Annotated in this window: 14 protein-coding genes; 3 read left to right on the top strand and 11 right to left on the bottom strand. The window is 69.5% G+C overall.

The window, feature by feature from the left end; all coding sequences use genetic code 11:
* Nucleotides 1–224: 224 nt before the first annotated feature.
* The 5 genes from FL311_RS05655 to FL311_RS05675 all read right to left on the bottom strand — a co-directional run bounded on the left by FL311_RS05655 (nucleotide 225) and on the right by FL311_RS05675 (nucleotide 6423).
* Entirely contained in the window at nucleotides 225–1661 is a 1437-nt protein-coding gene (locus FL311_RS05655; protein WP_141323913.1) for a sigma-54 dependent transcriptional regulator, read from the bottom strand.
* Nucleotides 1662–1739: 78 nt separating this feature from the next.
* A complete protein-coding gene (locus FL311_RS05660) occupies nucleotides 1740–2390 on the bottom strand; it encodes a HAMP domain-containing sensor histidine kinase (RefSeq protein WP_083560397.1) in 651 nt (216 codons plus the stop codon).
* 251 nt (nucleotides 2391–2641) lie between these two features.
* Entirely contained in the window at nucleotides 2642–3094 is a 453-nt protein-coding gene (locus tag FL311_RS05665; RefSeq protein WP_046713582.1) for a cytidine/deoxycytidylate deaminase family protein, read from the bottom strand.
* A 77-nt stretch (nucleotides 3095–3171) separates the two neighbouring features.
* A complete protein-coding gene (locus FL311_RS05670) occupies nucleotides 3172–4047 on the bottom strand; it encodes a serine protease (protein ID WP_141323914.1) in 876 nt (291 codons plus the stop codon).
* A gap of 126 nt (nucleotides 4048–4173) precedes the next feature.
* Nucleotides 4174–6423, bottom strand: coding sequence for a PrkA family serine protein kinase (locus FL311_RS05675; RefSeq protein WP_141323935.1), 2250 nt, complete (start codon nucleotides 6421–6423; stop codon nucleotides 4174–4176).
* Between the two features lie 318 nt (nucleotides 6424–6741).
* Here FL311_RS05675 and FL311_RS05680 point away from each other — a divergent pair, with 318 nt between their 5' ends.
* Entirely contained in the window at nucleotides 6742–8265 is a 1524-nt protein-coding gene (locus FL311_RS05680; protein WP_141323915.1) for an Hsp70 family protein, read from the top strand.
* A gap of 21 nt (nucleotides 8266–8286) precedes the next feature.
* On the opposite strand, the gene FL311_RS05685 is transcribed toward FL311_RS05680, so the two are convergent.
* Nucleotides 8287–10308, bottom strand: a complete 2022-nt coding sequence (locus tag FL311_RS05685) for a response regulator (protein WP_194869070.1) — start codon at nucleotides 10306–10308, stop codon at nucleotides 8287–8289.
* A 217-nt stretch (nucleotides 10309–10525) separates the two neighbouring features.
* Here FL311_RS05685 and FL311_RS05690 point away from each other — a divergent pair, with 217 nt between their 5' ends.
* Nucleotides 10526–12715, top strand: coding sequence for a carotenoid oxygenase family protein (locus tag FL311_RS05690; protein ID WP_228556686.1), 2190 nt, complete (start codon nucleotides 10526–10528; stop codon nucleotides 12713–12715).
* 63 nt (nucleotides 12716–12778) lie between these two features.
* Here the strand turns inward: FL311_RS05690 and FL311_RS05695 are convergent, their stop codons facing one another.
* Together FL311_RS05695 and crtI are read right to left on the bottom strand one after the other, a co-directional pair.
* Nucleotides 12779–13585, bottom strand: coding sequence for a hypothetical protein (locus FL311_RS05695; protein WP_141323918.1), 807 nt, complete (start codon nucleotides 13583–13585; stop codon nucleotides 12779–12781).
* A gap of 148 nt (nucleotides 13586–13733) precedes the next feature.
* Entirely contained in the window at nucleotides 13734–15230 is a 1497-nt protein-coding gene (gene crtI, locus FL311_RS05700; protein WP_228556687.1) for a phytoene desaturase family protein, read from the bottom strand.
* A gap of 180 nt (nucleotides 15231–15410) precedes the next feature.
* Between crtI and FL311_RS05705 the strand changes: the two genes are divergently transcribed.
* Nucleotides 15411–20726, top strand: a complete 5316-nt coding sequence (locus FL311_RS05705) for an ATP-binding sensor histidine kinase (RefSeq protein ID WP_141323920.1) — start codon at nucleotides 15411–15413, stop codon at nucleotides 20724–20726.
* 80 nt (nucleotides 20727–20806) lie between these two features.
* Here FL311_RS05705 and clpX read toward each other — a convergent pair whose 3' ends face one another.
* The 3 genes from clpX to FL311_RS05720 all read right to left on the bottom strand — a co-directional run bounded on the left by clpX (nucleotide 20807) and on the right by FL311_RS05720 (nucleotide 23909).
* A complete protein-coding gene (gene clpX / locus FL311_RS05710) occupies nucleotides 20807–22084 on the bottom strand; it encodes an ATP-dependent Clp protease ATP-binding subunit ClpX (protein WP_141323921.1) in 1278 nt (425 codons plus the stop codon).
* A gap of 223 nt (nucleotides 22085–22307) precedes the next feature.
* Entirely contained in the window at nucleotides 22308–22946 is a 639-nt protein-coding gene (locus FL311_RS05715) for a hypothetical protein (protein ID WP_141323922.1), read from the bottom strand.
* Between the two features lie 45 nt (nucleotides 22947–22991).
* Nucleotides 22992–23909: an AgmX/PglI C-terminal domain-containing protein gene (locus FL311_RS05720; RefSeq protein WP_141323923.1), complete on the bottom strand. Its 918-nt coding sequence runs from the start codon at nucleotides 23907–23909 to the stop codon at nucleotides 22992–22994.
* Nucleotides 23910–23925 lie beyond the last annotated feature (16 nt).

Raw genomic sequence — 23925 nt, forward strand, 5'->3', positions numbered from 1 at the left:
TGAAGGCTTCGGAGTCGCCCGGAGCGTCGACCTGTACGGCCGGGCCCTCCCTGTGGGTGGGAGGCGACCGCAGAATCCCTTGTCCAGAGGTCAAAAGTCAAGAATTGACGCGGGGTTTCGCGGAGGGTCGGCCCCTGCCGACCCCTCCTGCCGAGGCCCCCGTCGCACCCCTTCCGAGCCGCTCCAACAGCGCGGAATCCGGAGGGGATTTCCTACCCGTCAGGTCAGCGCGCCAGCAGGTTGCTGGCGCTCAGCGGACCATCGCTCCCCTGCCCGCCCAGCGGCCCTCCAGGACCGGACTGCTGGGTGCGAGCCTCCGCCGCGTAGCGGTTGAGCTTGTTGTAGAGCGTCTTCTCGCTCACCCCGAGCACCTCCGCCGTGCGCGCCTTGTTGTTGCCATTGCGCTGGAGGCTGCCGAGGATGTACTCACGCTCCACCGCGTCCAGGCTCAACCCGAATGGCAACCGGAAGGTATGCCGCTCCGGGCCCTTGCCAGCCATGTCCGGCGGCAGGTGCTCGCGGGTGATGAGCTCCCCGTCGCAGAGGATCACCGCGCGCTCCACCGCGTTGCGCAGCTCGCGGATGTTGCCCGGCCACTCGTAGTTCTTCAGGACCTCCATGGCCTCCGGGTGCACGCCGGACACGCGCTTGGCCGAGTCCCCCCGGAACTTGTCCACGAAGTGCTGGACCAGGATGGGCACGTCCTCGCGCCGCTCGCGCAGGGGCGGCAGGTGGATCTGGAACACGTTGAGGCGGAAGTAGAGGTCCTCGCGGAAGCGCTGGTTCTTGATCTCCTGCTTCAGGTCGCGGTTCGTGGCGCACAGCACGCGCACGTCCACCTCGATCTCCACCTTGCCACCCAGCCGGCGCAGGCGCCCCTCCTCCAGGACGCGCAGCAGCTTGGCCTGCAGGTCGATGGGGATCTCCCCCAGTTCGTCCAGGAACAGCGTGCCGCCGTGGGCCAGCTCGAACACGCCCGGACGGCGCTGATCCGCGCCGGTGAAGGCGCCGCGCTCGTGGCCGAAGATCTCCGACTCGATCAGCGTGGCGGGAATCGACGCGCAGTTGATGGCGATGAAGGGCTTGTCGCGGCGCAGGGACAGGTTGTGGACGGCGCGCGCCACCACCTCCTTGCCAGTGCCGGACTCGCCGCTGATGGACACGCTGGCCTTGGACGGGGCCACCTTCTCCACCAGCTCGATGACCTTGCGCATGCCCGCCGACTGGGCGATGAGGTCCGAGGAGCCCAGCTGCTTGAGCCGCCGGCGCAGCGTCTGCACCTCGCGCAGGGTCTCCTTCTTCTCCAGCGCCCGGTCGATGCAGACCTTCAGGCGAGCGGTGTCGAGCGGCTTGACGATGAAGTCATACGCGCCCTCGCGGATGGCCTCCACCGCCGCGTCGATGGTGCCGCGCCCCGTGAGGAACACCACCGGGCAGTCCGGCAGCTCCTCCTTGAGGTTGCGCAGCAACCACAGTCCATCCGTCTCGGGCATCGCCAGGTCCGACAGGACGACGTCCGGGCGGAACTCGCCGGCCTTGCGCAGGGCATCGTGCCCGTCGAAGGCCGTCTCGACCTTGTGCCCCCAGGAGCTGAGCATCTCTGCCAGCGCCTCGCACGTGTCGCGTTCGTCGTCCACGGCCAGGATTCGTGCGCTACCCAAGATGAAGACCTCCGGTACTGCGTCGTGACGCGGATTGGGGATGACTCTGAATGAGAAGCCCGCTGCTCGGTACAGCCCTCAAGCGCGAGGAAAGATGAGACGGCAGGAGCCGCCGCGGACATGGAGGTCCACACCCAGCTGCGAACAGCGCAGCCCCAGCGCGGCCACGGCGTCCGCCAGCTCCGGCGCGCCGTCCCCTCCCGTGTCCTCGACCTCCAGCACCGCCACCGGGCCGTCCGCGCGCACCGTCACGCGCACCGAGCCCCCACCTTCCGCCCGCCGGACTCCCCGCAGCAGCGCCTGGATGACGAAGAAACCCAGCTCCGAGGTGTCCGAGAGGCGCACCCGCACCCCTGCCTCCACGGCCACCTGCATCGTGGCGCGGCGCTTGCGGCCCTCGTGCGCCACCACGCTCATCGCCCGCGTCGTCGCGTCCGACAGGTCCACCTCGCCCGCCGCGCCGCCCTTGGACACGATGAAGTCGGAGAACTGCCGCAGGATGCCGTCCACGCGCTGGATCTGCTCGCGCAGCGCCTTGAGGTTCTTCTCCTGCGACGGGGGCACCTGCCCCGTCTCCGCCTTCAGCTTCTCCGACAGCACCTCCAGATGGATGGCCATCGCGTTGAGCGGGTTGCGGACGTCGTGCAGCAGGCTGTCCATCAGCGTCTGCACGGCGCCGTAGCGGGCAGCGCCCACCACCGGATCCGTCGACTCCTGGACACGCACCATGCTGCTGGACACAGCCGTCGAGCTAACCAACGGAAACTCCTCGGGTTTTTCGTCTCCCTCCCCCGCCGCCACCCCACCGCGGCCAAGAGTTAGGGAGCGTGTTCCACAACGTCAACCCTGGGTCGGTAATTCTTGCCGGAACCGGCAAATTCCCGTGTAGCGACGCCTACTTGCGCAGGCTCCCGAGTGTTCTTCAGGCGACGTTTCCCGTGGCGCTTCCGACAGCGTGTTTCCGGGGGGGTGCTCCCCGCTCAGGTCGACGACGCGGGCGGGCGCGAGGCCTCGCCCAGGCCCACCAGCTCCAGGTTGAGCCGGGTGGCGACCTCGAAGATGCGCGGGTCCCGGTAGAACTCGCCGAAGACGATGCGCACCAGCCCCGCGTTGGCGATCAGCTTGAAGCACGGCCAGCAGGGGCTGGCGGTGGTGTAGATGGTCGCCCCGTCGATGCCCACGCCGTTGGTGGCCGCCTGGATGATGGCATTGGCCTCCGCGTGCACCGTGGCCACGCAGTGGCCGTTCTCCATCATGTGGCCCACGTCGTCGCAGTGGGGCAGCCCGCGGATGGAGCCGTTGTAGCCGGTGGACAGGATGGTGCGGCCCCGGACGATGACGGCGCCCACGTGCTTGCGATCACACGTGGCCCGGGTGGCCACCTGCTTCGCGATGTCCATGAAGTACTGATCCCACGAAACCCGTCCGGACATGCGCTCGCCTCCTGGTGACGCGAAAAAGAGCGGGACGGATGTAGCGCGGACGGGACGCCTGTCGACAAAAAGGCGGGTCAGCGACCCGCGGCGTGGGCGACGCCTCCCTCACCAGGCAGGCTGCGCTCGAGCAGCCGGCCAAAGCCCTGGGCCTTGAGGAACTGGCGCACCTTGGTGCTCGGCGCGGCGAACGTCTCGCCGGGCATGGGCACATCGAAGCTGAAGCTCTCCTGCTGCACCTCGAAGCCCACCTGCGCGGTGCGGTAGCCCTCCACGATGGCGAGCAGCCGGCCCGTCTCCAGGCTGAAGATGCCACCGCCAGACGCCCCGTAGCCGATGGGCGCGTCGGTCTTCACCAGCTTCGGCCGCCGCGACTCCCGGTCCCACTCCACCTGGGACAACATGCCGCCGGACAACGACAGCGCGCGGCCGAACGGAGACGCCGCCACGACGACGTCCTCGCCGAGCTCCAGCTCGGCCTCCTCCGCCAGCTCCACCGCGGGCAGCCCCAGCCCCGGCACGCGAAGCAGCGCCAGGTCCATCTCCGGCACCTTGCCGCGCGCCACCACCTGCCCCACGTGCGTCTCCACGTCCCCGCGCCGGTCCACCAGCACGCGCAGCTCCGGGGCCTTCAGGTCCTCCATCACCACCGCGTGCGCGTTGGTCACCACCCACGCCACCACGCCGTCCTCGCCCCGCTCCGAGCCCACCACCACGCCGGACGCCGTGCGCCGCACGCTCTCGCCCTCGGCGAGCTGCAGCCGCACGTTGTGCGGGAGGATGCGGCGCACCATCTCCTTGCGCGTGGGCCGCGCGGGCTCGGGCATCGCCACCACGCGCACGACCTCGGCAGGGGCCTTGGGCGTGGGAGCACTCGCGTGGGGCGACGAGGCGCCGGCACACGACGCGAGGGCGAGCAGGGCGACGGGGGCGCCCAGGAGGAAGCGGGTCATCGACTCTCCGGGATGAAGGATGGCGCGTGGGACTGCGAACTCGCTCGACGCCCCCATCTTCCCGAGCCCGCTGACCCATGAAAAGCAGGCGCCCGAGCAGGCCCCGTCAGCCCGCTCGCCCGCTCCTCATGCGTAGCGCTTCTTCATCAGGAACAGGATGGCGTCCTTCGCGCAGTGCTCGCAGTAGCCGTAGCGCTCCGCCATCGTCTTGAGCGTGCTCTGCACCTGCGTCTGCTCGCGCGACGTCAGCTGCGCCCGGTCCTCGGAGAGGTACTTGAGGACGTTCTCCTTGTTCTTGCGCAGGACGCGCTTGCGCTCCTCGAAGTAGTGGTCCCTCAGGCGCTTGAACATGTCCGGGAACACGCGCGCGTAGTCCATCACCACGTCCGGGTTGTCCAGCCGGTGGGCGCCGATGGAGGCGATGAGCCCCCGACGGAAGTCCGCCGCCTCCTCGCCCCGGGGCATGACGATGGCCTCCACCTCCTGCATGCGCTGTTCGTCCGGCTTCTCCATCTCGCCCGTGACGCGGTTGCGCATCTTCTCGCCGCGCACCCAGTGGCTCACGCTCTGGATGTAGCGCTCCACCAGCTCCCGGTACTGGCCCTCGGACACCAGGCCCATGGACTCGCGCACCTCGGTGTCCACGCGGTCCAGGTACTCGGTCTCCGCCACGCGCACGAAGGCCTCGTGGTCATGGTAGCCGTCCACCACTTCCTGCAGCAGGAACTCGTAGACGCTCTTGTCCTTGCAGATGGCCTCCAGCTCCTCCAGCACCGCGAGCGCGTTGAGGCACTTGTAGTCGGGGTTCTGCGCGGCGTTGAACAGCGCCGTTTTTATCTCCCGCGCGCTGGCGCCCATGCGCCCCTCGTAGTTGGGGTACGCGTCCGACTCGGTGAAGAGCTCCTCGCGCAGCTTGCGCAGCTCCTTGGTGTTGGCCAGGCTGAGCCGGTCCGGCGGCGCGCCCTCCTCGTACAGGTGCAGCTTCTCCACCGGCGTGACGTGGTCGATGAGCTCCTTCACGTCGCTGGGGTAGCGGTCCGGAATCGGCTTCTTGAGCCGCGTGAGCACCGCCCACATCGCGGCCACCGCCGTCGCGTGCGGCGCCACGTGCTTGCCCACCGTCGTCGCGGACACCTGCGCGTCGTAGATCTGCTGCTCGGTGCGGTAGCGGCGCAGGTACGGCACGCGCACCAGCTCGATGCGGCCCTTGAACGACGCGAAGTCCGGCAGCTCCTTGAACGCCCCCAGGTGCTTCTCGTTCGAGGACGCGATGAGCACCTCGTCCAGCTGGAGCACGAACGGCTCGAGCGGCACCTCGCTCGTCTCGCTGAAGCCCAGGAGGTACTTGAAGGCCTCCAGCGGCCGCTTGAGCAGGTCCGCGTACTCGATGAGCCCGCGGTTGGCGTGCACCAGGGGCCCGTGCGGCTCGAAGAGCACGGTGCTGTGCAGGGGCGCGGGCACGTTGAGCTGGGTGCGGTCCGCGGTGAGCTGCTGCACCACCGCGTCCACGCTCATCTGCGGCTCCACCGTCACCGTGGCCACCTGGTAGCGCCGCGACACGTAGAAGCGCTCCACCTGGACGTGGCGCATCACCTTCAGCCAGTCGCCGTTGTACGAGCTGAGCAGCGCCGTGTAGATGCGCCGGCACTTGGAGCACAGCTCCCCGTCGCGCACGTAGTCGGAGAGGATGAAGTCCCCCGTCTCCCCGTCCCCGTTGCCCAGCCCCTTCTTCTTGAGCGCCGTCTCCAGCACCTTGCGCCGGTCCGCGGCCGGCATGGCGAAGAGCGGATGGTCCCTGAGCTCGCAGGGCATGCGCAGGTCGATGGACTCCGCGTCCAGGTGCGCGAAGGTCGTCAGCTCCCCGTCCCCGGTGCTCGCCCGCTCCCCGAAGCCGATGGAGCCCTTGATGAGCTTCTCCGAGGGGAACACCCAGGCGATGCGGTACAGCGCCCCCTGCGGCAGCCGCGAGTACGTCTCCATCCCGGACTTGAGCGCGTTGACCAGCGAGGACTTGGCGCTGCCGTTGGGGCCGTGCAGGAAGATGAGCTTGTTGATGCGGCCGGCGCGCACGAAGTTGCCGAGCACCCGGTAGATGGCGTTCTGCACCTCCTCCTGCCCCGCCACCCGCCCGTCGCGCTCGTTGTGCTGCGCATCGAACACCTTGAAGCGCCGGATGCTCCCCGTCGGGTGCGGCACCGTCTCCGTCCCGAAGTGGTCCATCACGTCCCGCAGGTACTGCGCCGCGTTGCGCGCCTGGGCCTTGGGGTCGTTCAGGAAGAGCGACAGGTACTCCTCGAAGGACAGGATCGAACGGTTCTTGACGAAGTCGGCGTTCACCTGCGAGCCCACTTCCTGCAGATACCCCTTCGCGTCCACGTGGCTCTCCTCGTCGTCGTCCAGGTCCGTTGATCTAGCCACGGCACCAGCGCGCCGCAGGCCGTCCTCTGCGCTGCCCGACCTTTCCCGCCCGCCCTCCGGAAAGTCCAGGGCCCATTGGCCCCGTGTCGTCCACCCCACGTGCTCGGGCCGTCGGCTGTCCTCCAGGGGGGAGAGTAGCCCAGGTGCACTTTTCGCCCGACATGGTGCGGGGTTGCAGGGCTTTGTCGCAGGTGGGTGTCAGCTTACTCGCGTGGTGGGCCGGGGTGCGCTACGGTCCAGCCTTTCTCTTCGGTGGCCACCCGGAGCCCAGACACGATGCACAAGGAGCCCATCATCGGCATCGACCTCGGCACGACCAACTCGTGCGCGGCGATTGTCGAGGACAGCGGGAACGTCAAGCTCATCCCCTACAAGGGCGGTGAGTACACCATCCCCTCCATCTTCGCGATTGATGACAAGGGGAACGAGCTCATCGGCTACGAGGCCAAGCGCCAGTGGCAGCTCAACCCGCGCAACACCGTCTACGGCGCCAAGCGTCTGGTGGGCCGTCCTTTCGGCAGCGACGTCGTCGAGACGATGAAGAAGGTCGTGGCGTACAACATGCGCCCCGGCAAGAAGAACGACGTCACGCTGGACGTCGGCAAGCGTGAGTTCACGCTCCAGGAGGTGAGCGCGAAGATCCTCGGCAAGATTCGCGAGGTCGCGTCCAACTACCTGAAGATGCCCATCAAGCGGGCGGTGGTGACGGTGCCCGCCTACTTCAACGACCGGCAGCGCCAGTCGGTGAAGGACGCGGGCAAGCTCATCGACCTGGAGGTCGTGCGCATCATCAACGAGCCCACCGCGGCGGCGCTCGCGTACGGCGTGGGCAAGGGCCTCAAGGAGAAGGTCGTCATCTACGACCTGGGCGGCGGCACCTTCGACGTCTCCATCATCGAGATCCGCGAGCGCGTCTTCGAGGTGAAGTCCACCGGCGGCGACGTGTTCCTGGGCGGCATCGACTTCGACAACGCCATCATCCACCACGTCCTCAAGGACTTCGCGGCCAAGACGGGCATCGACCTGGCCACGGACCCGGTGGCCATGCAGCGCATCAAGGACCTGGCCGAGCGCACCAAGATCGACTTGTCCGCGCGCGACGAGGTGCCCTTCAACATCCCCTTCATCACGATGACGTCCCAGGGCCAGCCCCTGAACATCGAGATGAAGTTCACGCGCAAGATGCTGGAGCAGCTCACCAACCACCTCGTCGACCGCACCCTGCAGATGGTGGCGCGCGTGCTGGTGGACTCGGGGCTGTCCACCAAGGACGTGGACCAGGTGATGCTGGTCGGCGGCCAGACGCGCATGCCGATCGTGCAGGACCGCCTGACGAAGTTCTTCGGCAAGGCGCCCAGCAAGGCCGTGCACCCGGACGAGGCGGTCGCCATCGGCGCGGCGCTCTACGCGCACTCGCTCCAGGACGACACCAACCTGCGCATCCAGCTCTTGGACGTGATTCCCATGGCCATCGGCCTGGAGAAGGCCGGCGGCGCGTTCCACGTCGTCTTCCCGCGCAACGCGCCCATCCCCAACGCCAAGCAGCTGCTCGCCACCACCAGCATGGACAACCAGACCGAGCTGGCCATGCGCATCTTCCAGGGCGACCACGAGATGGTGGCGCGCAACGACATGCTCGGTGAGTTCACCTTCTCCGGCATCCAGCAGGCCCGCGCCGGAGGAGTGCAGGTGGAGATCACCTTCGACGTGAACATCGAAGGCATCCTCACCATGCGCGCCCGGGATCCGGCCACCGGCCGGGAGATGAACACCACGGTGCGCGTCACCCAGAGCAGCTGAAGCGCCGCGCGCCGTCCCACCTCACCGGGACGGCTGCGCAACCAGTCCCGCCGCCTCGTGCGAGCCCTCCCCGGGCTCCTCGTGGCTCCCCGAAGAGGGCATGTACGGCGTCGAGTCCTCCGACGCCGGCTTGCGTGCCCCCTCCGCCCGGAGCAGCTCGTACACCAACAGCTCCACCGAGGCCCCTGGAGGCACCTGGGGTCCCAGCGCCGCGTAGTCGAAGGGCTCCTGGGCGCGCTCCTTCGTGCGCTCGCTGAGCAGCACCTGCCCGCGCCGCGCCAGGGTGGACAGCCGGGCCGCGGTGTTCACCACGTCCCCCAGCACCGTGTAGTCGAGCCGCCCGGACGCCTTCGCGCCGATGCTGCCGGACACCACGTCGCCGGAGTCCAGCCCCATGCAGACCCCATGGGCATACGGGGCGCCCTCGCCTCCTCGCGTGGCCAGGACCTCGAGCTGCTGGCGGATGGACAGACACGCCTCCAGCGCGTGGTCCACGTGGCCGGGACCTCGGAAGACGGCCATCACCGCGTCGCCCACGAACTTGTCCACCGTGCCACCGCGCGAGAGCACCTCCGGGACGATGGCCTCGAAGATGGCGTTGAGCCGCCGCAGCGACTCCGGGGGCGCCTCGTCCTTGAGCACCGGGGTGAAGCCGTGCACGTCGACGAAGACGACGGTGCCCTCCACCCACTCGCCCGCCATGGCCTCCGTGCCTTGCATCATCGGCGGCAGCCGCTCCAGCACGCCGCCCGGGACGAACATGCGCAAGAGGCCGTTCTCCTCGGTGTAGCGCACCGTGCGCCGCAGCTCGCGCACGTGCTTGAGCGTCTTGACGAGCGTGGCCTCCAGGTCCGGGAAGTCGATGGGCTTGGTGATGAAGTCGAACGCGCCGCGGTTCATCGCCGTGCGCAGGTTGCTCATGTCCCCGTACGCCGAGACGATGACCACGCGCGTGAGCGTCGTCACCTCGCCGATGCGCGACAGGAACGTGAGCCCGTCCATCCTCGGCATGTTGATGTCGCAGAGGACCACCTCGGTGTCCGGGTGCTGGCGCAGCTCCTCCAGCGCCTCCTCGCCATCCGCCGCGAACAGGAACTGGTAGACGTTGCGGCGGACCTGCTTGCGGAACACCTGCTCCATCAGCACCGCGACATCCGGCTCGTCGTCCACCACCAGCACCTTGGCCGGACGCGCGGGCCGCCCCGCCTCCACCCTCGCGCTGAAGGCCGAGGACAGCTCGTGCGCGGACTGGAAGCGCTTCGAGGGGTCCACGTCCAGCGCCCGCGCGAAGAACGCGTCCACCTCCGTGCCCAGCTCGGGCGCCAGCGAGGACGGCGCCACCGGCGGCGGCGGCACGTTGCCCAGGCGGAACTGGCGCAGCGACTCCAGCGGGAACGGGTGCTGTCCGGTGAGCGCCCGGTACGCCACCACCGACAGCGCCCACAGGTCGCAGCGGTGGTCCAACCTCGGCGACAGCCCCCGGAGCTGCTCGGGGCTCATGTAGCGCGGCGTCCCCGCCATCTCCTCCTCGGGGTGCGGATGCGCCGTGCCACCCTGGGTCAACAGGGCAAGCCCGAAGTCCAGCACCTTCACGACCTCTCCGGACGCGCTCCGGGAAAGGAAGATGTTCGCGGGCTTCAGGTCTCTGTGGATGACACCGGCGGCGTGGGCGGCCGTGAGGGCGCGGGAGGTCTGGGTGAGCAGCCGCTCCACCATGGCGAGCGACAGGCGGCCGCGCCGGTTGAGCAGGGCCTCCAGGTCCTCGCCCTCGAGCAGCTCCATGACGATGTAGGGGGTGTCTCCCTCCAGATGGCAGTCGTGGATCTGGATGACGTGCGGGCTCTGGAAGCGGGCGATGGCCTGGGCTTCCCACTCGAACTGGCGCAAGGCGTGCGGGGTGGGCGCGCAGTGGGTGGCCATGAGCTTGAGGGCCACGCGGCGTTGGAGCTTGGGATCCGTCGCCACCCACACCGTGCCCATCCCACCGCCCGCGAGCACCCGCTCGAGGACGTATCGCCCGCCGATGATGCGCGGCTCAGACATGTCGTGTTGGTTCATGGTTGGTCGCACCGGGCGTCGCGATGATGGCACATCGGGTCCACACGCCGGAACACCATCCCGCCCCCTCCCTCCCCTGGCGGACGTGCCACCTCGTGCGAGTCGCGGACGTCGCACGTGTTACCGTGCTGGCCCCGTTCCCCGACCTGTTCCGCAGCTCCCTACCCGTGGAGGAGTCATGCCTGATGTGACTCGAAGCGCCGTGTCTCCCCTTCCTTCCCCCTCGGCGGAGGATGTGCCGCCGCCCGCGCCGCCCCATCTGCCGGATGGGACGACGTACCCTGGTGTCGCCGTCCCTCCGGGTCCTCGCCCCGGGATGCCGCGCAACGCGATGACATCCAACCGGGAGCGCTTCACGCGCGAGCCGCTGCACGTGCTCGCCGGCAAGCTTCCCCCGGACCTGCACGGCCACGTCTTCGTCGCCGGCCCCAGCGTGTCCGAGGGCTCACCGGCGCTGGCCTCCGACGGGCTCGTGCTGCGGCTCGACTTCGACGGGGCCCACGCGACGTTCAGCTCCTCCATCATGGAGACGCCGTCGTACGTGGCGCGCGAGCCGGTCAACGCGGGCAAGACGTCGCGCGGGCCGCTCACGCGCTACCTCAACGAATTCCGGGAGACGACGCTGTCGGACGTGTCCATCGCCCTGGGCGCGCAGGAGGCCCCCAACACGGCGCCCTTCCTGGTGCAGGGCGAGAACATGATGCTGGTGACGACGGACGCGGGCCGTCCGTGGGCCATCCATCCGATGACGCTGGAGGCGTACACGCCGCTGGGCTACCTGCGCGAGTGGAAGCCGGCCATCGGCACGCCGTGGACGTTCCCGCTGCTGCAGAGCACCGCGCACCCCGCCTTCGCGTTCGAGCACCCGGTGGCCATCTCCGAGGCGCCGGGCGCCGGGCAGAAGCCGCGCCTGTTCCTGACGAATCACGCGCCCAAGTGGCCGCTCGGGGAGGGCTGGACGCACCTGGTGAGCTGGGACACGTGGGAGAACCGGCTGCACCACTGGTCGCTCATCGACGCGGCCACGGGCAAGCCGGTGGTGACGCAGTCGCTGCATCAGATCGCCGTCACGCGCGACTACGTCGTCCTGCTGGACAGCAACTTCCCGGTCAACTTCTGGAGCATCGCGGTGCAGTCCGCGCTGCCGGGCATGACGCGGCTGCAGCGGCTGGTGAGCCGGTTGACCTCCGAGCCCTCCTATCCCCAGGCGGTGTTCTGGGTGGTGAAGCGCTCGGACCTGCGTCCCTCGCCCGGCACGCTGTTGCCCGATGACCCGCCGAGAATCCCCGCGTACCGCTTCCAGTCCGGCGGTGGCGGTCTGCACTTCGCGGCGCGCTACGAGAACCCGGACGACGTCATCACGATTGTCGTGGGGCACTCGCCCACCGAGGACCTCTCCCACACCATCCAGGAGGGAGATTTGCTCATCAACGGCAACCGGGCCCTGGCGTACCAGCAGGGCATGCCCACGGCGGTGCCGGTGACGCGCAGCTCGCTGGGCGTGCACCACATCGACATGCGCCGGCGGACCATCGAGTCGAAGCTGCACTCGCACGATGACTACACGTGGGGGCTCACCGTCTTCTCGAACACGGGCCTCATCAACGGCGAGCTCGAGACCAATCTGAAGCTGTACCTCGACGAGGTCCCCCGCGAGCCGCCTCCTGGCGGTGAGCTCCCCGGCGGCATCAACTGGGGCATTCCGGAGGACGAGCTGGCCATCTACTTCAACTCGGATGGCTTCACGGCGGACATGGTCCCCGAGTTCATCTACCAGATGTACAAGCCCATCGTCGGAGACCGGGAGGGCATGCCCATCCGCGAGGGCCGGGCCGCGAGCTTCTTCAAGTTCTTCGTCAACTCCGGCCGCTTCGAGGGCTACGTGCTGCCCACCGGCTGGTTCGGGTTCGCGCCGCAGTTCGTGCCGAGCATCAAGCTGCCGCTGGTCCCGTACTGGAAGGGCTACGTCGTGGCGCTGGTGGTGTCGGACCCCACGCCAAGCCTGCCGCCGGACTCGACAGGCGACGAGGTGTGGATCTTCGACTCGGAGGACATCGCCAAGGGCCCCATCTGCCGGCTGGGCAGCAAGAACTTCGACATCGGCATGACGCTCCACACGACGTATCTGCCGCCGGGCCTGGGGGACATCCTCGATGGCCACGTGCCGAACGACCCGCCCTACTGCGTGGACGTTCGCGAGGACTACGACGTGAGCGCGATGCAGAAGGCCTACGAGAACTGGCTGCCGGGCCTGTTCCCCCGCGTGCCGCGCGCCCTCTTCGCACCGTGGCGGATGGGCGTGCGCTGGGTGCTCAACTTCCCCAAGCTGCGCGAGGTGTTCGAGAACGACGTGTACCCGCGCTTCACGATGAGAGCGCCTCGGAAGAAGTAGCGGCATGACGGCGGTGGTGCCTCGGAGGATGCATGGGTTCTCCGAGGCACGGGCTCGCGCGACTCAGTCACCCGCCATGACCGCGCAGGTCGCCTCCTCGAAGCAGGCATCCGGCACGGAGGCGAGGACCTCGTCCTTCCCTCCTTGAATCCAGGTCCACCTCGCGCCCAGCTTCGTCACCAGTCCGAGCTTCCCGCCGCGAAGCCTCGCGATGAAGTGCCTCGCGGTCCCCTTGCCGCCGTCAGCGCGCCACAGGACAGCCTCGAGGTCCGGAGGCGCGCTCCCCGCGAGCAGCGGTGCGATGGCTGCGTGGCACTCCAGTCTGAGGATGCGCGCATCCAGCTCCGTGAGGAGCCCTTGCACGCTCAGCCCCGCGCGACCGGGCTCCTCGTCGAGGTACTTCACGACACGGGCCACCGCGGCGGTGAGGTGCACGAAGGTGTCCTTGCCGCGACACAGCGCCGCCGCAGCACCTGCCGTCCGCCGGACCACCGCGAGCGCCTCCGACTCGTCAGCCTCGGAGCGCGAGTCCGCGATGAGCGCGTGATAGGCGCGGCCCGCCTTGCTCGTCAGCTTCTTGTCGTGCCCCAGCGAGAGTGACTCCTGGGGCGTGAGGCGCAGGGGCTTCGACAGGAAGTCCCGCACGCGCTCGACGATGCGGCTCGCCACGGCCTCCTCGAAGCGGTCCGCGAGGAACGGCGACACGAGCGAGGAGAACCACAACCCCAGCTCCACCTGCCCCGCCGCCGGGCACACGGGACGCGGGCCGCCCAGCGCCCAACGAATCGCGGGCCGGTCTTCGGGCTTCGCCGCGAGTATCGCGGCCTTGAGGATGACGTGACAGCGCTCGAGTCCCGCGACTTCCGCCATGTCCCTTCACCTCCGCACGGCATGGGCAATGTCACACCTCGCCCCGGCGCTCATGCAGCCCACGCTCGCCATGCACGACAGAGCGTGACACCTCCGGCGTTCTGGCGCGCGCCGTTCTTCGTCGCGAGCCCGCGCCCGAGGCCCCCCTTCACGCCCCCGCCATCACCGTGTCGACGATCTTCGCCGAGCACAGCACCGCGGGCAGGCCCGCGCCGGGATGGGTCCCCGCGCCCACCAGATACAACCGGTCCACGTCCTCGCTCTTCGCCTGCGCCCTCAAGAACGTCGTCTGCAACAGCGTGGGCGCGAAGCTGAACGCCGCGCCCCGGAACGAGCGCAAATCATCCCGGAAGTCCTCGGGCGTGAACACCCTCGACGTCATCAACTCCGACTCCAGCCCGGGCAATACCGTGCGCGACAGTCGCTCCGCCAGCATGCGACGGAACGTCTCCGCCCTCGCCTTCCAGTTCGAGCCCTCGCCCAGATGCGGCACCGGCGCGAGGACATAGAACGCGTCATGTCCCGGCGGCGCCAGGCCCGAGTCCGTCGCGGTGGGACGGTGCAGGTACAGCAGCGGGTCCTGCGACGGCTGACCCGAGCCCGACAGGCCCGAGAACATGCCTCGGAAATCCCGACCGAACAGCAGCGTGTGGTGTGCGACCTCGGGGTACTGGCGCCGTGTGCCGAAGTACCAGAGGAACACGCTCATCGAGTATCGCGCCTGCTGGATGCGGTCATCCGTCCAGTGGCTGCGCACGTGACGCGGCAGCAGGTACCGGTACGTCCACGCCGCGTCCGCGTTGGACACCACCGCCTCCGCGGGGAGCCACTCCCCCGAGCCCAATCGGACCCCCGTGGCCTTGCGCCCCTCCACGGTGATCTCCGACACCTCGCTGTCGTAGCGGACCTGACCGCCCAGCGACTCCAGCAGAGACACGAGGCCCCGCACCAGCGCGCCCGTTCCTCCCACGGGGAAGAACCCACCCCAGCGCCGCTCGACGAACTGGATGGACGTGTACACCGCGCTCGCGGCCGAGAACGGACTGCCGCCGATGAGCAGCGGATGGAAGCTCAGCGCCTGCCGGAGCCGCTCGTCCTTCACGTGCCGCGCCACCAGGCCGTACATCGTCCGGAAGGCCTCGTCTCGAACCAGCGCCGCGGTGAAGGGCGCCAGGCTCAGCACGTGCGGCACGGGCGCGCTCATCAAGGGGCCGATTCCCGCCTCGTACAGCCGCTCCACCCGGGCGGACAGCGCCAGGTAGCCCGCCTCGTCCCCGGGGGAGACGCGGCGCACGGCCTCGAGCATCCGCTCCCGGTCCGTGTGGTAGTCGAACGTGAAGCCATCCGGGAAACGCATCCGGTAGAGCGGCGTCACCGGCCGCAGCTCGACGTGCTCCGAGAGCTTCCGCCCCGCGAGCGCCCAGAGCTCCTCCAGCAGGTGCGGACAGGTGATGACCGTGGGTCCCGCGTCGAACGTGAAGCCGTCCTGCTGGAACGCATGGGCGCGCCCCCCCGGGACGGCGCGACGCTCCAGGACGGTGACTCGCCAGCCTCGCGCGGCCAGACGCACCGCCGCCGCGAGCCCTCCGAAACCACTGCCGATGACGAGGACGCGCCTGCCGTCCCGCCGTGTGTCCTGTTCCACCCTGGCCGTCGCGCTCATCACCGTGGAGGTTGCATGGCACACCCGGCCCCAGACCACCACTCCGGTGAGCAGGCAGCCGCCCCGAGAAGCGGGGCCGGTTCGGTTGCGAGCCGCTGGCGGGCACAGCTAGCCTGCCGGCCCCAAGGGGGGTGCCGCGCCCCTGCGCGCACGGGTCGAGCAATGATTGATGTCCCTGGATACCGAAGCGACAGAGCGCTCTGCAGCTCCGGCTCCTTCCAACTCGTTCGCGCCACCCGCGCCAACGATGGAGCCACCGTCAACCTCAAGCTCGCGGAGCCCTCGCGCACCGGAGCCCTCACGCAGCGGCTCCGTCACGAATTCGAGCTGACCCATCCCCTGCGCCTCGACGGCGTCCTCCACCCGCTGGCCCTGGAGGAGTCCCGTCCCGGCATGTCCGTGCTCGTGCTCGAGGGCTTCGGCGAGACGACGCTCGCCCAGCGACTGGCCGTGGGGCGGATGGAGGTCCTCGCCGGCTGCCGGCTCGCCGTCGCCCTCGCGCGCGCCGTGGGCCAGCTCCACGCCGCCGGCATCCTGCACCGGGATCTGCAGCCCGCGTCCGTGCTCGTGGGCGCGGACGGCGTGTCCGTGAAGCTGACCGGGCTCACCCTCGCCACGCGGCGCGCCCGCGCGGAGGTGGCCCCCGTCGCCCCGGACCGGCTCGAGGGCACGCTCGAGTACCTGTCCCCCGAGGCCACTGGCCGCACGCACCGCAGCGTCGACTCCCGCAGCGACTTCTATTCGCTCGGCGTCATGCTGTTCGAGCTGTTCACCGGCCGCCGTCCCTTCGCGGACACCGATGCGCTGGGGCTCGTCCACGCGCACGTCGCGCTGCCGCCGCCGCTGCCCCAGTCGCTGGTGCCGGAGCTGCCGCGCACCCTGTCGGACCTCATCCTCAAGCTGCTCGCCAAGTCCCCCGAGGACCGCTACCAGAGCGCCTACGGGCTGGTGGCCGACCTGCGGCGCTGCCTCGATGGACTGGAGACGGGCAAGGGCGTGCCCGACTTCGAGCTGGGCACCAAGGACGTCCCCGAGCGCTTCGCCGTCCCCGAGCGGCTCTATGGTCGGGCCCCTCAACAGGCCGCGCTGCGCGACGCCTTCGAGCGGGCCGCCACCGGTCGCTCCGGCTTCGTGCTCGTCACCGGCGCGGCCGGCATGGGCAAGTCCGCGCTCACCGGCACGCTCAAGCGTCCCGTGTCGGAGAAGCACGGCCTGTTCGTGCGCGGCAAGTACGACCAGCTCCTGCGCGACACGCCCTACTCCGGCATCTTCGAGGCGTTCCGCGAGGTCGCCCGCAGCCTGCTCGGCGAGGAGCGCCTGGACCTGTGGCGTCAGCGCCTGCTGCAGGCGCTGGGCGGCATGGGCCAGCTCGTCGTGGACGCGGTGCCGCGCCTGGGGCTGGTGCTGGGAGAGCAGCCGCCCGTGGCCGAGCTGGACCCGGCGGAGTCGGAGCTGCGCTTCCAGTTGGTGCTGCGCAAGCTGGTGGGCGTCCTCGCCACGCCCGAGCATCCGCTCGTCGTCGTGCTGGACGACCTGCAGTGGGCGGACAGCGCGAGCCTCCAGTTCCTGCGCCAGCTCCTGACGGACCGGGAGCTGGGCAACCTGCTCGTGGTCGCCGCGTGCCGCACCGAGGTCCTCGACGCCGAGCACCCCGTCGTGGGGCTCACCCAGACCCTGCGCGAGGCGGGCACGCCCGTGCAGCGCATCGACCTGGAGCCCCTGTCTCCCGAGCAGCTGTCGCGACTGGTCGCGGATGTCTTCCCGGCGGCGGCGGGACAGCCCGACACGCAGCTCGACGCGGTGGTCCTGTCGCTGACGGAGGGCAACCCCTTCTTCGCGGTGCAGCTGCTGCGCGCCTTCTACGAGCGCGGGCTCGTGCGCTTCGACGCGGAGGGTGGAGGCTTCCGCTGGGACGGCGGCGCCCTGCGAGGTCAGGATTTCAGCGACGGCGTGGTGGCGCTGCTCACCGCGCGCATCCGGGAGCTGAGCCCGGGCGCCCAGGCGCTGCTGCCCGTGGCCGCCGCGCTCGGTCATGCCTTCACCCTGCGCAACCTCTCCACGGTGCTGGAGCAGACGCCCGAGCAGACGGCGGAGGTGCTGGACGAGGTGCTCCACGCGGCCCTGGTCGCGCCCGTGGGCGAGCGGCTCACGGACACCGAGCCCTCCGACAGCTTCCAGTTCGCGCACGACCGCGTCCAGCAGGCCGCGTTGGAGCTGACGCCCCCGGAGCAACGCCCGGAGGTCCATGCGCGCATCGGCCGCTTGCTGCTGCGGCACACGCCGCCCGAGCTGATGGACGAGCAGCTCGCGGACATCGTCAGCCACTTCCACCTGGCCCTTCCCGTGCTGAAGGACGCGCGGGAGCGACACCGGGTGGCCGCCCTGGACCTGCGCGCGGGTCGCGGCGCCAAGTCACGCGGCGCGTGGTCCGCGGCGCTGCGCCTGTTGACGACAGGCCGTCAGCTGCTCGGGGACGACGGCTGGAGCGCCAACCGCGCGCTCGCGTTCGACCTGCACGTCGAGGCCGCCGAGGCCGCGTATCTCGCGGCGGACTTCGAGCAGATGGAGCGGCTGGCCACCGCCGCCCTGGACCACGCCCAGGACCGGCTGGAGCAGGTGCGCGTGCACCTGGTGCGCATCCAGTGCCACTCCCACCGCGGCGAGCACGAGCGCGCCGTGGACCTGGGCCTGGAGGTGCTCGGAATGCTGGGCCAGCACCTGCCCGCGCGCCCCATCCAGGCGCACGTGCTGGCGGGCGTGGCGAAGACGAAGGTGCTGCTGGGCCTGCGCAAGCCGGAGGACCTGGAGTCGCTCCCCGAGTTGCGGGACCCGCTGCTCGTCGCGACGCTGCGGGTGATGATGAAGCTGGCCACGGCCGCGTTCATGGCCCGCCCCCTGCTCTTCCCGCTCGTGGTGCTGCGCAACCTCCAGCTCACCATCCGCCACGGCGCCACGGGCACGGCCGCCTTCGGCTACGTGGGCTACGGGTTGATGCTCAGCGTCCACCTGGGCAACCCCGAGGAGGGCTATCGCTACGGGCGGCTCGCGCTGAAGACGCTGGACCGCTTCGGCGCGGAGAGCCTGCGCTCGATGGTGCACTTCGTCTTCAACCTCTTCATCCGTCACTGGAAGGAGCCGCTGGGCACGTGCCTGGATGACTTCTTCGCCGGCGCGAGCAAGGGCCAGGAGACGGGCGACATCGAGTACTTCGCGTACAACGCGAGCGCCGGCTGCGCCGTGTCCCTCATCGGCCGGGACGGGCTCCTGGAGCATGGCCCCCGCGTCGACCGCTTCCGCGACGCGCTCGCGAGCCACCGGCACACGAACGTGCCGTTCCTCCAGTACACGCGGCACACCCTCGACGTGCTCACCGGCGCGTTCACCGGCGACGTGGAGGCCCGGGAGCGGGACATCGTCGCGCCGTACCACCAGGCCGGCTACTCCAACGGCATCGCCACCTGCGAGGTCATGCGCACCATGCGCCGCTGGCTGTGGCGCGACGCGAAGGGCGCCCTGGAGAGCGCGGCCGCGGTGGATGCCCGCGCGGAGCTCATCACCGGGCAGATCTACCTGCCCTGGTACAAGTTCTTCCAGGGCCTGGCCCTGCTCGAGCTGCACACGTCGCGAGGGCCGCTGGAGCGCCTGCGCGCGTCCCGCACCATCGACGCGCTCCGCAAGCAGATGCGCGGCTGGGCCCGCATCGCCCCGATGAACTACGCCGCGCGCGCGGAGCTGCTCGACGCGGAGCGGGCCCGGGTGGACGGCAAGCCCGCCGAGGCCGCGGATGGCTATGACCGGGCCATCCGGCTCGCGCGGGAGCACGGCCTGTCGCTCGACGAGGCGGTCGGCTGCGAGCTGGCGGCGAGGTTCCACCTGGACCAGCGCCGAGAGCGCGTGGCCCATGGCTACCTGGAGGACTCCCGGGCCGCGTATGTCCGGTGGGGCGCGCGCGCGGTGGCCACCCGGCTGGAGCGCGAGTACCCGCACCTGCTCCCCTCCACCCCCGAGCCCGTGCGGGCCGAGGAGTCCGCGGGCACGCCGCTGGCCTCGCTGGACCTCGAATCGGTGCTCAAGACGGCGCGCGCGCTGTCCGGCGAAATCGTCCTGGACAAGCTCCTGCGCAAGCTGATGACGCTGCTCATCGAGAACGCGGGCGCGCGGCGCGGCTTCCTCATCCTCATGCGGCCCGAGGGGCTCTACATCGAGGCCGAGGGCTCGGTGGACGGCGCGCGGGTGCTGCTGGACCAGGGCGTGCCGGTGGAGTCCTCCACCGCGCTGCCGGCCTCCATCGTCCACTACGTGGTGCGCACCGGCGAGACGGTCATCCTGGACGACGCGGCGACGGAGGAGCCCTTCTCCGAGGACCCGTACGTGCGCACCGCGCATCCCAAGTCCGTGCTGTGCAGCCCCCTGCTCAAGCAGGGCTCGCTCACCGGCGTGCTCTACCTGGAGAACGACGCCACGCGCGGGGCCTTCACGCCCGAGCGACTGGAGGTCCTGCGCCTGTTGTCCTTCCAGGCCGCCATCTCCCTGGAGAACGCCGGGCTGTACGCGAGCCTGGAGGAGTACAGCCACACGCTGGAGCGCCGCGTGGACGAGCGCACCGCGGAGCTGCAGAGCAAGAACGTGGAGCTGGCCGAGACGCTCACCCGCATCCAGGAGATGCAGCGCCAGCTGGTCGCCCAGGAGAAGCTCGCGTCGCTGGGCGCGCTCACGGCGGGCATCGCGCACGAGCTGCAGAACCCGCTCAACTTCGTGAACAACTTCTCGGAGCTCTCCACGCGGCTGGCCGCGGAGCTGGACACCACGCTGCGCGCCCAGACGGAGAAGCTGGAGTCCACCACCGCCGAGGACATCCTCGAGACGCTGGAGGACCTGAAGCAGAACGCCCGACGCATCCAGACCCACGGGCGGCGTGCCTCGGACATCATCAAGACGATGCTGCGGCACTCGCGCCGCTCCGAGGGCTCGCGCACCCGCGTGGACCTGAACATGCTGATTCGCGACAGCGTCAACCTGGCCGTCCAGGGCCTGCGCGTGCGCGAGGGCGCGGCCCTGGTGGAGACGGACACGGAGCTGGACCCGCGCGTGGGCACCGTCGAGGTGGTGGCCGGGGACATCAGCCGGCTCATCATCAACATCCTCGACAACGCCTTCTACGCGACGCTGGCCAAGCGCCGCGGCGAGGGCGAGGCCTTCGTGCCCCGCATCCTGGTCTCCACCCGGCGGCTCGCCGCGCGCGTGGAGCTGCGGGTGCGCGACAACGGGCCGGGCATCCCGCTGGAGATTCGCGAGAAGCTCTTCGACCCGTTCTTCACCACCAAGCCCGCGGGCTCCGGCACGGGCCTGGGCCTGTCCCTGGTCCACGACATCGTCCAGGAGCACCAGGGCGAGATTCGCGTGGAGAGCGTCATGGGCGAGTACTCCGAGTTCGTCATCTCCCTGCCGTCGCTGTTGCCCACGACGGCCGCCGCGTAACGGGCGCCGGACACGACTCGGCCCCTGCCTCCCGTGAGGGAAGGAGGGGCCGAGGGGAACGGCACGGAGCAGAAGGGCCGCTAGGCCGTCTTCTTCTCCTTCTCCATCACGAGCTGCGGCGGCTCGTGGCGGGTGATGACCGTCTCGGTGATCTTGCACTCCTTGACGCCCTCGCGGAACGGCACGTCGTACATGATCTCCAGCATGGCGTCCTCGAGGATGGCGCGCAGGCCGCGCGCTCCGGAGTGACGGCGCATCGCCTCGCGGGCGATGGCGCGCAGCGCCTCCTTCGTGAAGGTGAGCTTCACCTTCTCCATCTCGAAGAGCTTCTGGTACTGCTTCACCAGCGCGTTCTTCGGCTGGGCGAGGATGGTGACCAGGTCCTCTTCCTTGAGGTCGTTCAGCGTGGCGATCATCGGCAGACGACCGATGAACTCGGGAATCATCCCGAACTTCATCAGGTCCTCGGGCTCCGTCAGCGCGAGCAGCTCGCCCACGCTGCGCTCCTCGCGGTGGGTGATCTTCGCGCCGAAGCCCAGGCCCTTCTCGCCCACGCGGCGCTTGATGACGCCGTCGATGCCGTGGAACGCGCCGCCGCAGATGAACAGGATGTTCGTCGTGTCGACCTGGACGTACTCCTGCTGGTTGTACTTCTTGCCACCCCGCGGGGTGACGTTGGCGCGCGTGCCCTCGATGATCTTCAGGAGCGCCTGCTGCACGCCCTCGCCGCCGACGTCGCGGGTGGCGCTGGGCATGTCACCCTTGCGGGCGATCTTGTCGATCTCGTCGATGTAGACGATGCCGCGCGCCGCCTTCTCCACGTCGTAGTCGGCGTTGTGGAGCAGGTTCTGGATGATGTTCTCGACGTCCTCACCCACGTAGCCGGCCTCGGTGAGGCTGGTGGCATCCGCGATGGTGAACGGCACGTTGAGGAAGCGCGCCAGCGACTGGGCGAGCAGCGTCTTGCCCGAGCCCGTGGGGCCGATGAGCAGGATGTTGCTCTTGCTCAGCTCCACCTCCTCGCCCGACGGACTCTTCACGCCGGGGCGCGGTCGGGACGTGGGCTTCTTCTGGTAGATGCGCTTGTAGTGGTTGTAGACCGCGACCGACAGGACCTTCTTCGCCTGGTCCTGACCGATGACGTAGTCGTCGAGGAACGCCTTGATCTCCGAAGGCGTCGGCAAGCTGACCTGGGGCTTGCCCTCCTCTCGCTCGTTCTCGTCCGCGATGATGTCGTTACACAGCTTGATGCACTCATCGCAGATGTAGACCGTCGGTCCCGCGATGAGCTTGCGGACCTCGCGCTGCGACTTTCCGCAGAACGAGCAGGACAGGTTGACGTGGTGCTCCTTCTTCACTGCCGCCTCCGAGTTCGCCGACCCCAGACTTGCCGGAGCCACTTCGCCGTCCACCGCTCCCCTACCCACACGGCCTGCCCACGTCTCGAACAGCCGTCAGGCCCACCTACACCGGGGCCCTGAACCACTATAGGGCCCTGTCACCTGGGCAGGAAGCCCAACGGTGCGGGCCCGTTACGGACCGTACAGCGGCCGCAACGGGTGAGCGTTCAGTAACAGCGGCTCAGGCGTCCGTCACGCCCGAGGCGAGCTCCTCCACGTCATCCGCCAGGGCGGCTGCCCGCTCGGCGACAGCGTTCGGAATCTTGCGGCACCCCGCCAGCTCGCTGGCGAGCTTCCGGGCCATGGACGCCAGCTTGCGCACCTGGAGGCTCTCGGGGGGAGGCTCGGGCGGCGGCCGGGGGAAGCGCTCCGTGAACTCCTTCTTGAGCTCCGTCGGGTTCTTCTCCGGGCTCCAGATGCTGTCACGTAGGGATTTGTATTCAGTGGGAGACAACTGGCCACGCTCCTCGGCGTCGGCCAGCACTTCGATGACCTCGAAGGCGGGCGCCTTCTCCGGGAACTCCTGGGCCTTGAGCTCCTCCTCGGGCTCGTGCTTGGCCAGGAAGCTGAAGGAGCGGGTGAGCTTGAGGGCCGTCTGCTTCTTGATGTGCAGTTCCTTGAGGCAGTAGGCCTCGAAGGTGGGATAGCCCCACTCCTCGAACTTCGCCTCGTCCCGGACGGTGACGAGCAGCTTGCCCAGCTCGGCCCAGGTGGACTTGAAGCGTTTGGCGGCGACCAGCACGGTGTGACGGAAGGTCCCCGGCGGCACGCTCAGCGCCTTCTTCGCGATTTCGGTCTCGGCAACGGATGCGGCGGACATGGCCCCGGTATGAGCCATGCCCGGGGGGTGGGCAAGAAAGTGACCCTAGCCCCGCTTGCCGATGTTGAACGACAGGCCGACGGTCGCCCGCTCTCCCTCGTAGGCCCGGAACGGCCACTTCTGCAGCTCCGTCAACAGGCACTCGTAGAGCGGGCCCTTCTTGAACTGGGGGTTGTCCACCCAGAGCTTGTTGACCTTGCCGTCGTTGCCGATGACGAACTCGAGCGGAATCTTCGCCGCGAGCCCCGGGCTGCGCTCGGCCTCTTCCTTGAAGCACTTGAAGAGCGTGGACTTGTTGCCGGCCACGACGCGGTTGATGGCGGACTGGTCGAACTGCTGCGCCACCTCCATGCCGTCCGGGTCCGTGCCCACGCTGCCCGCGGGGCGCGGCGGCCGGCGGTCATCGGTCCGGGACGCGGAGGCCACGGCGGTGGGCTTGCCGGTGGAGGCGCCCGTGGGCTTGGTGCCCGCGGGAGTACCGGGCTTCACTGCACCGTGCGTGGGGTAGTCGAAGAGCTCCTCGTCGTCCTGTCGAGCCTGGGCCACGCGGATGACGGGGGCCTCCATCTCGATGCCCTCGAACTCGTCCTCGCCGAACCAGCCGTGCACCGCGGCGTTGCGCGCCACGTAGATGCCGACGGTGCCGAGCACCAGGGCCAGGCCCGCGGCCACGCCGCCGAGCACGAGCACGCGCTTGTGGTTCTTCTCCCGCTCCACCAGGACGGCCGCGTCCACGCGGGCGCGCGCCTCCGAGAGCGCCACGTGGACCTTGAAGGGCTCCACCTCGCGCATCGGATGGAAGTCCCGCTCGCCGGCCAGGGCCAGCGGGGACTCGGGGGTCAGCTCTCCTGTCTTGAGCTTCTCCACGATGACCGAGCCGCTGACAGGTCCGAGGACCAGGTCACCATGTCGGAAGAGCCACTGCCCATCCACGTCCGCCGCGAGTTCTTGTCCAGCCGCCATTTCGCGCGCGATTATC

This window comes from Myxococcus sp. AB025B (assembly GCF_006518215.1).
GTDB lineage: Bacteria > Myxococcota > Myxococcia > Myxococcales > Myxococcaceae > Myxococcus > Myxococcus fulvus.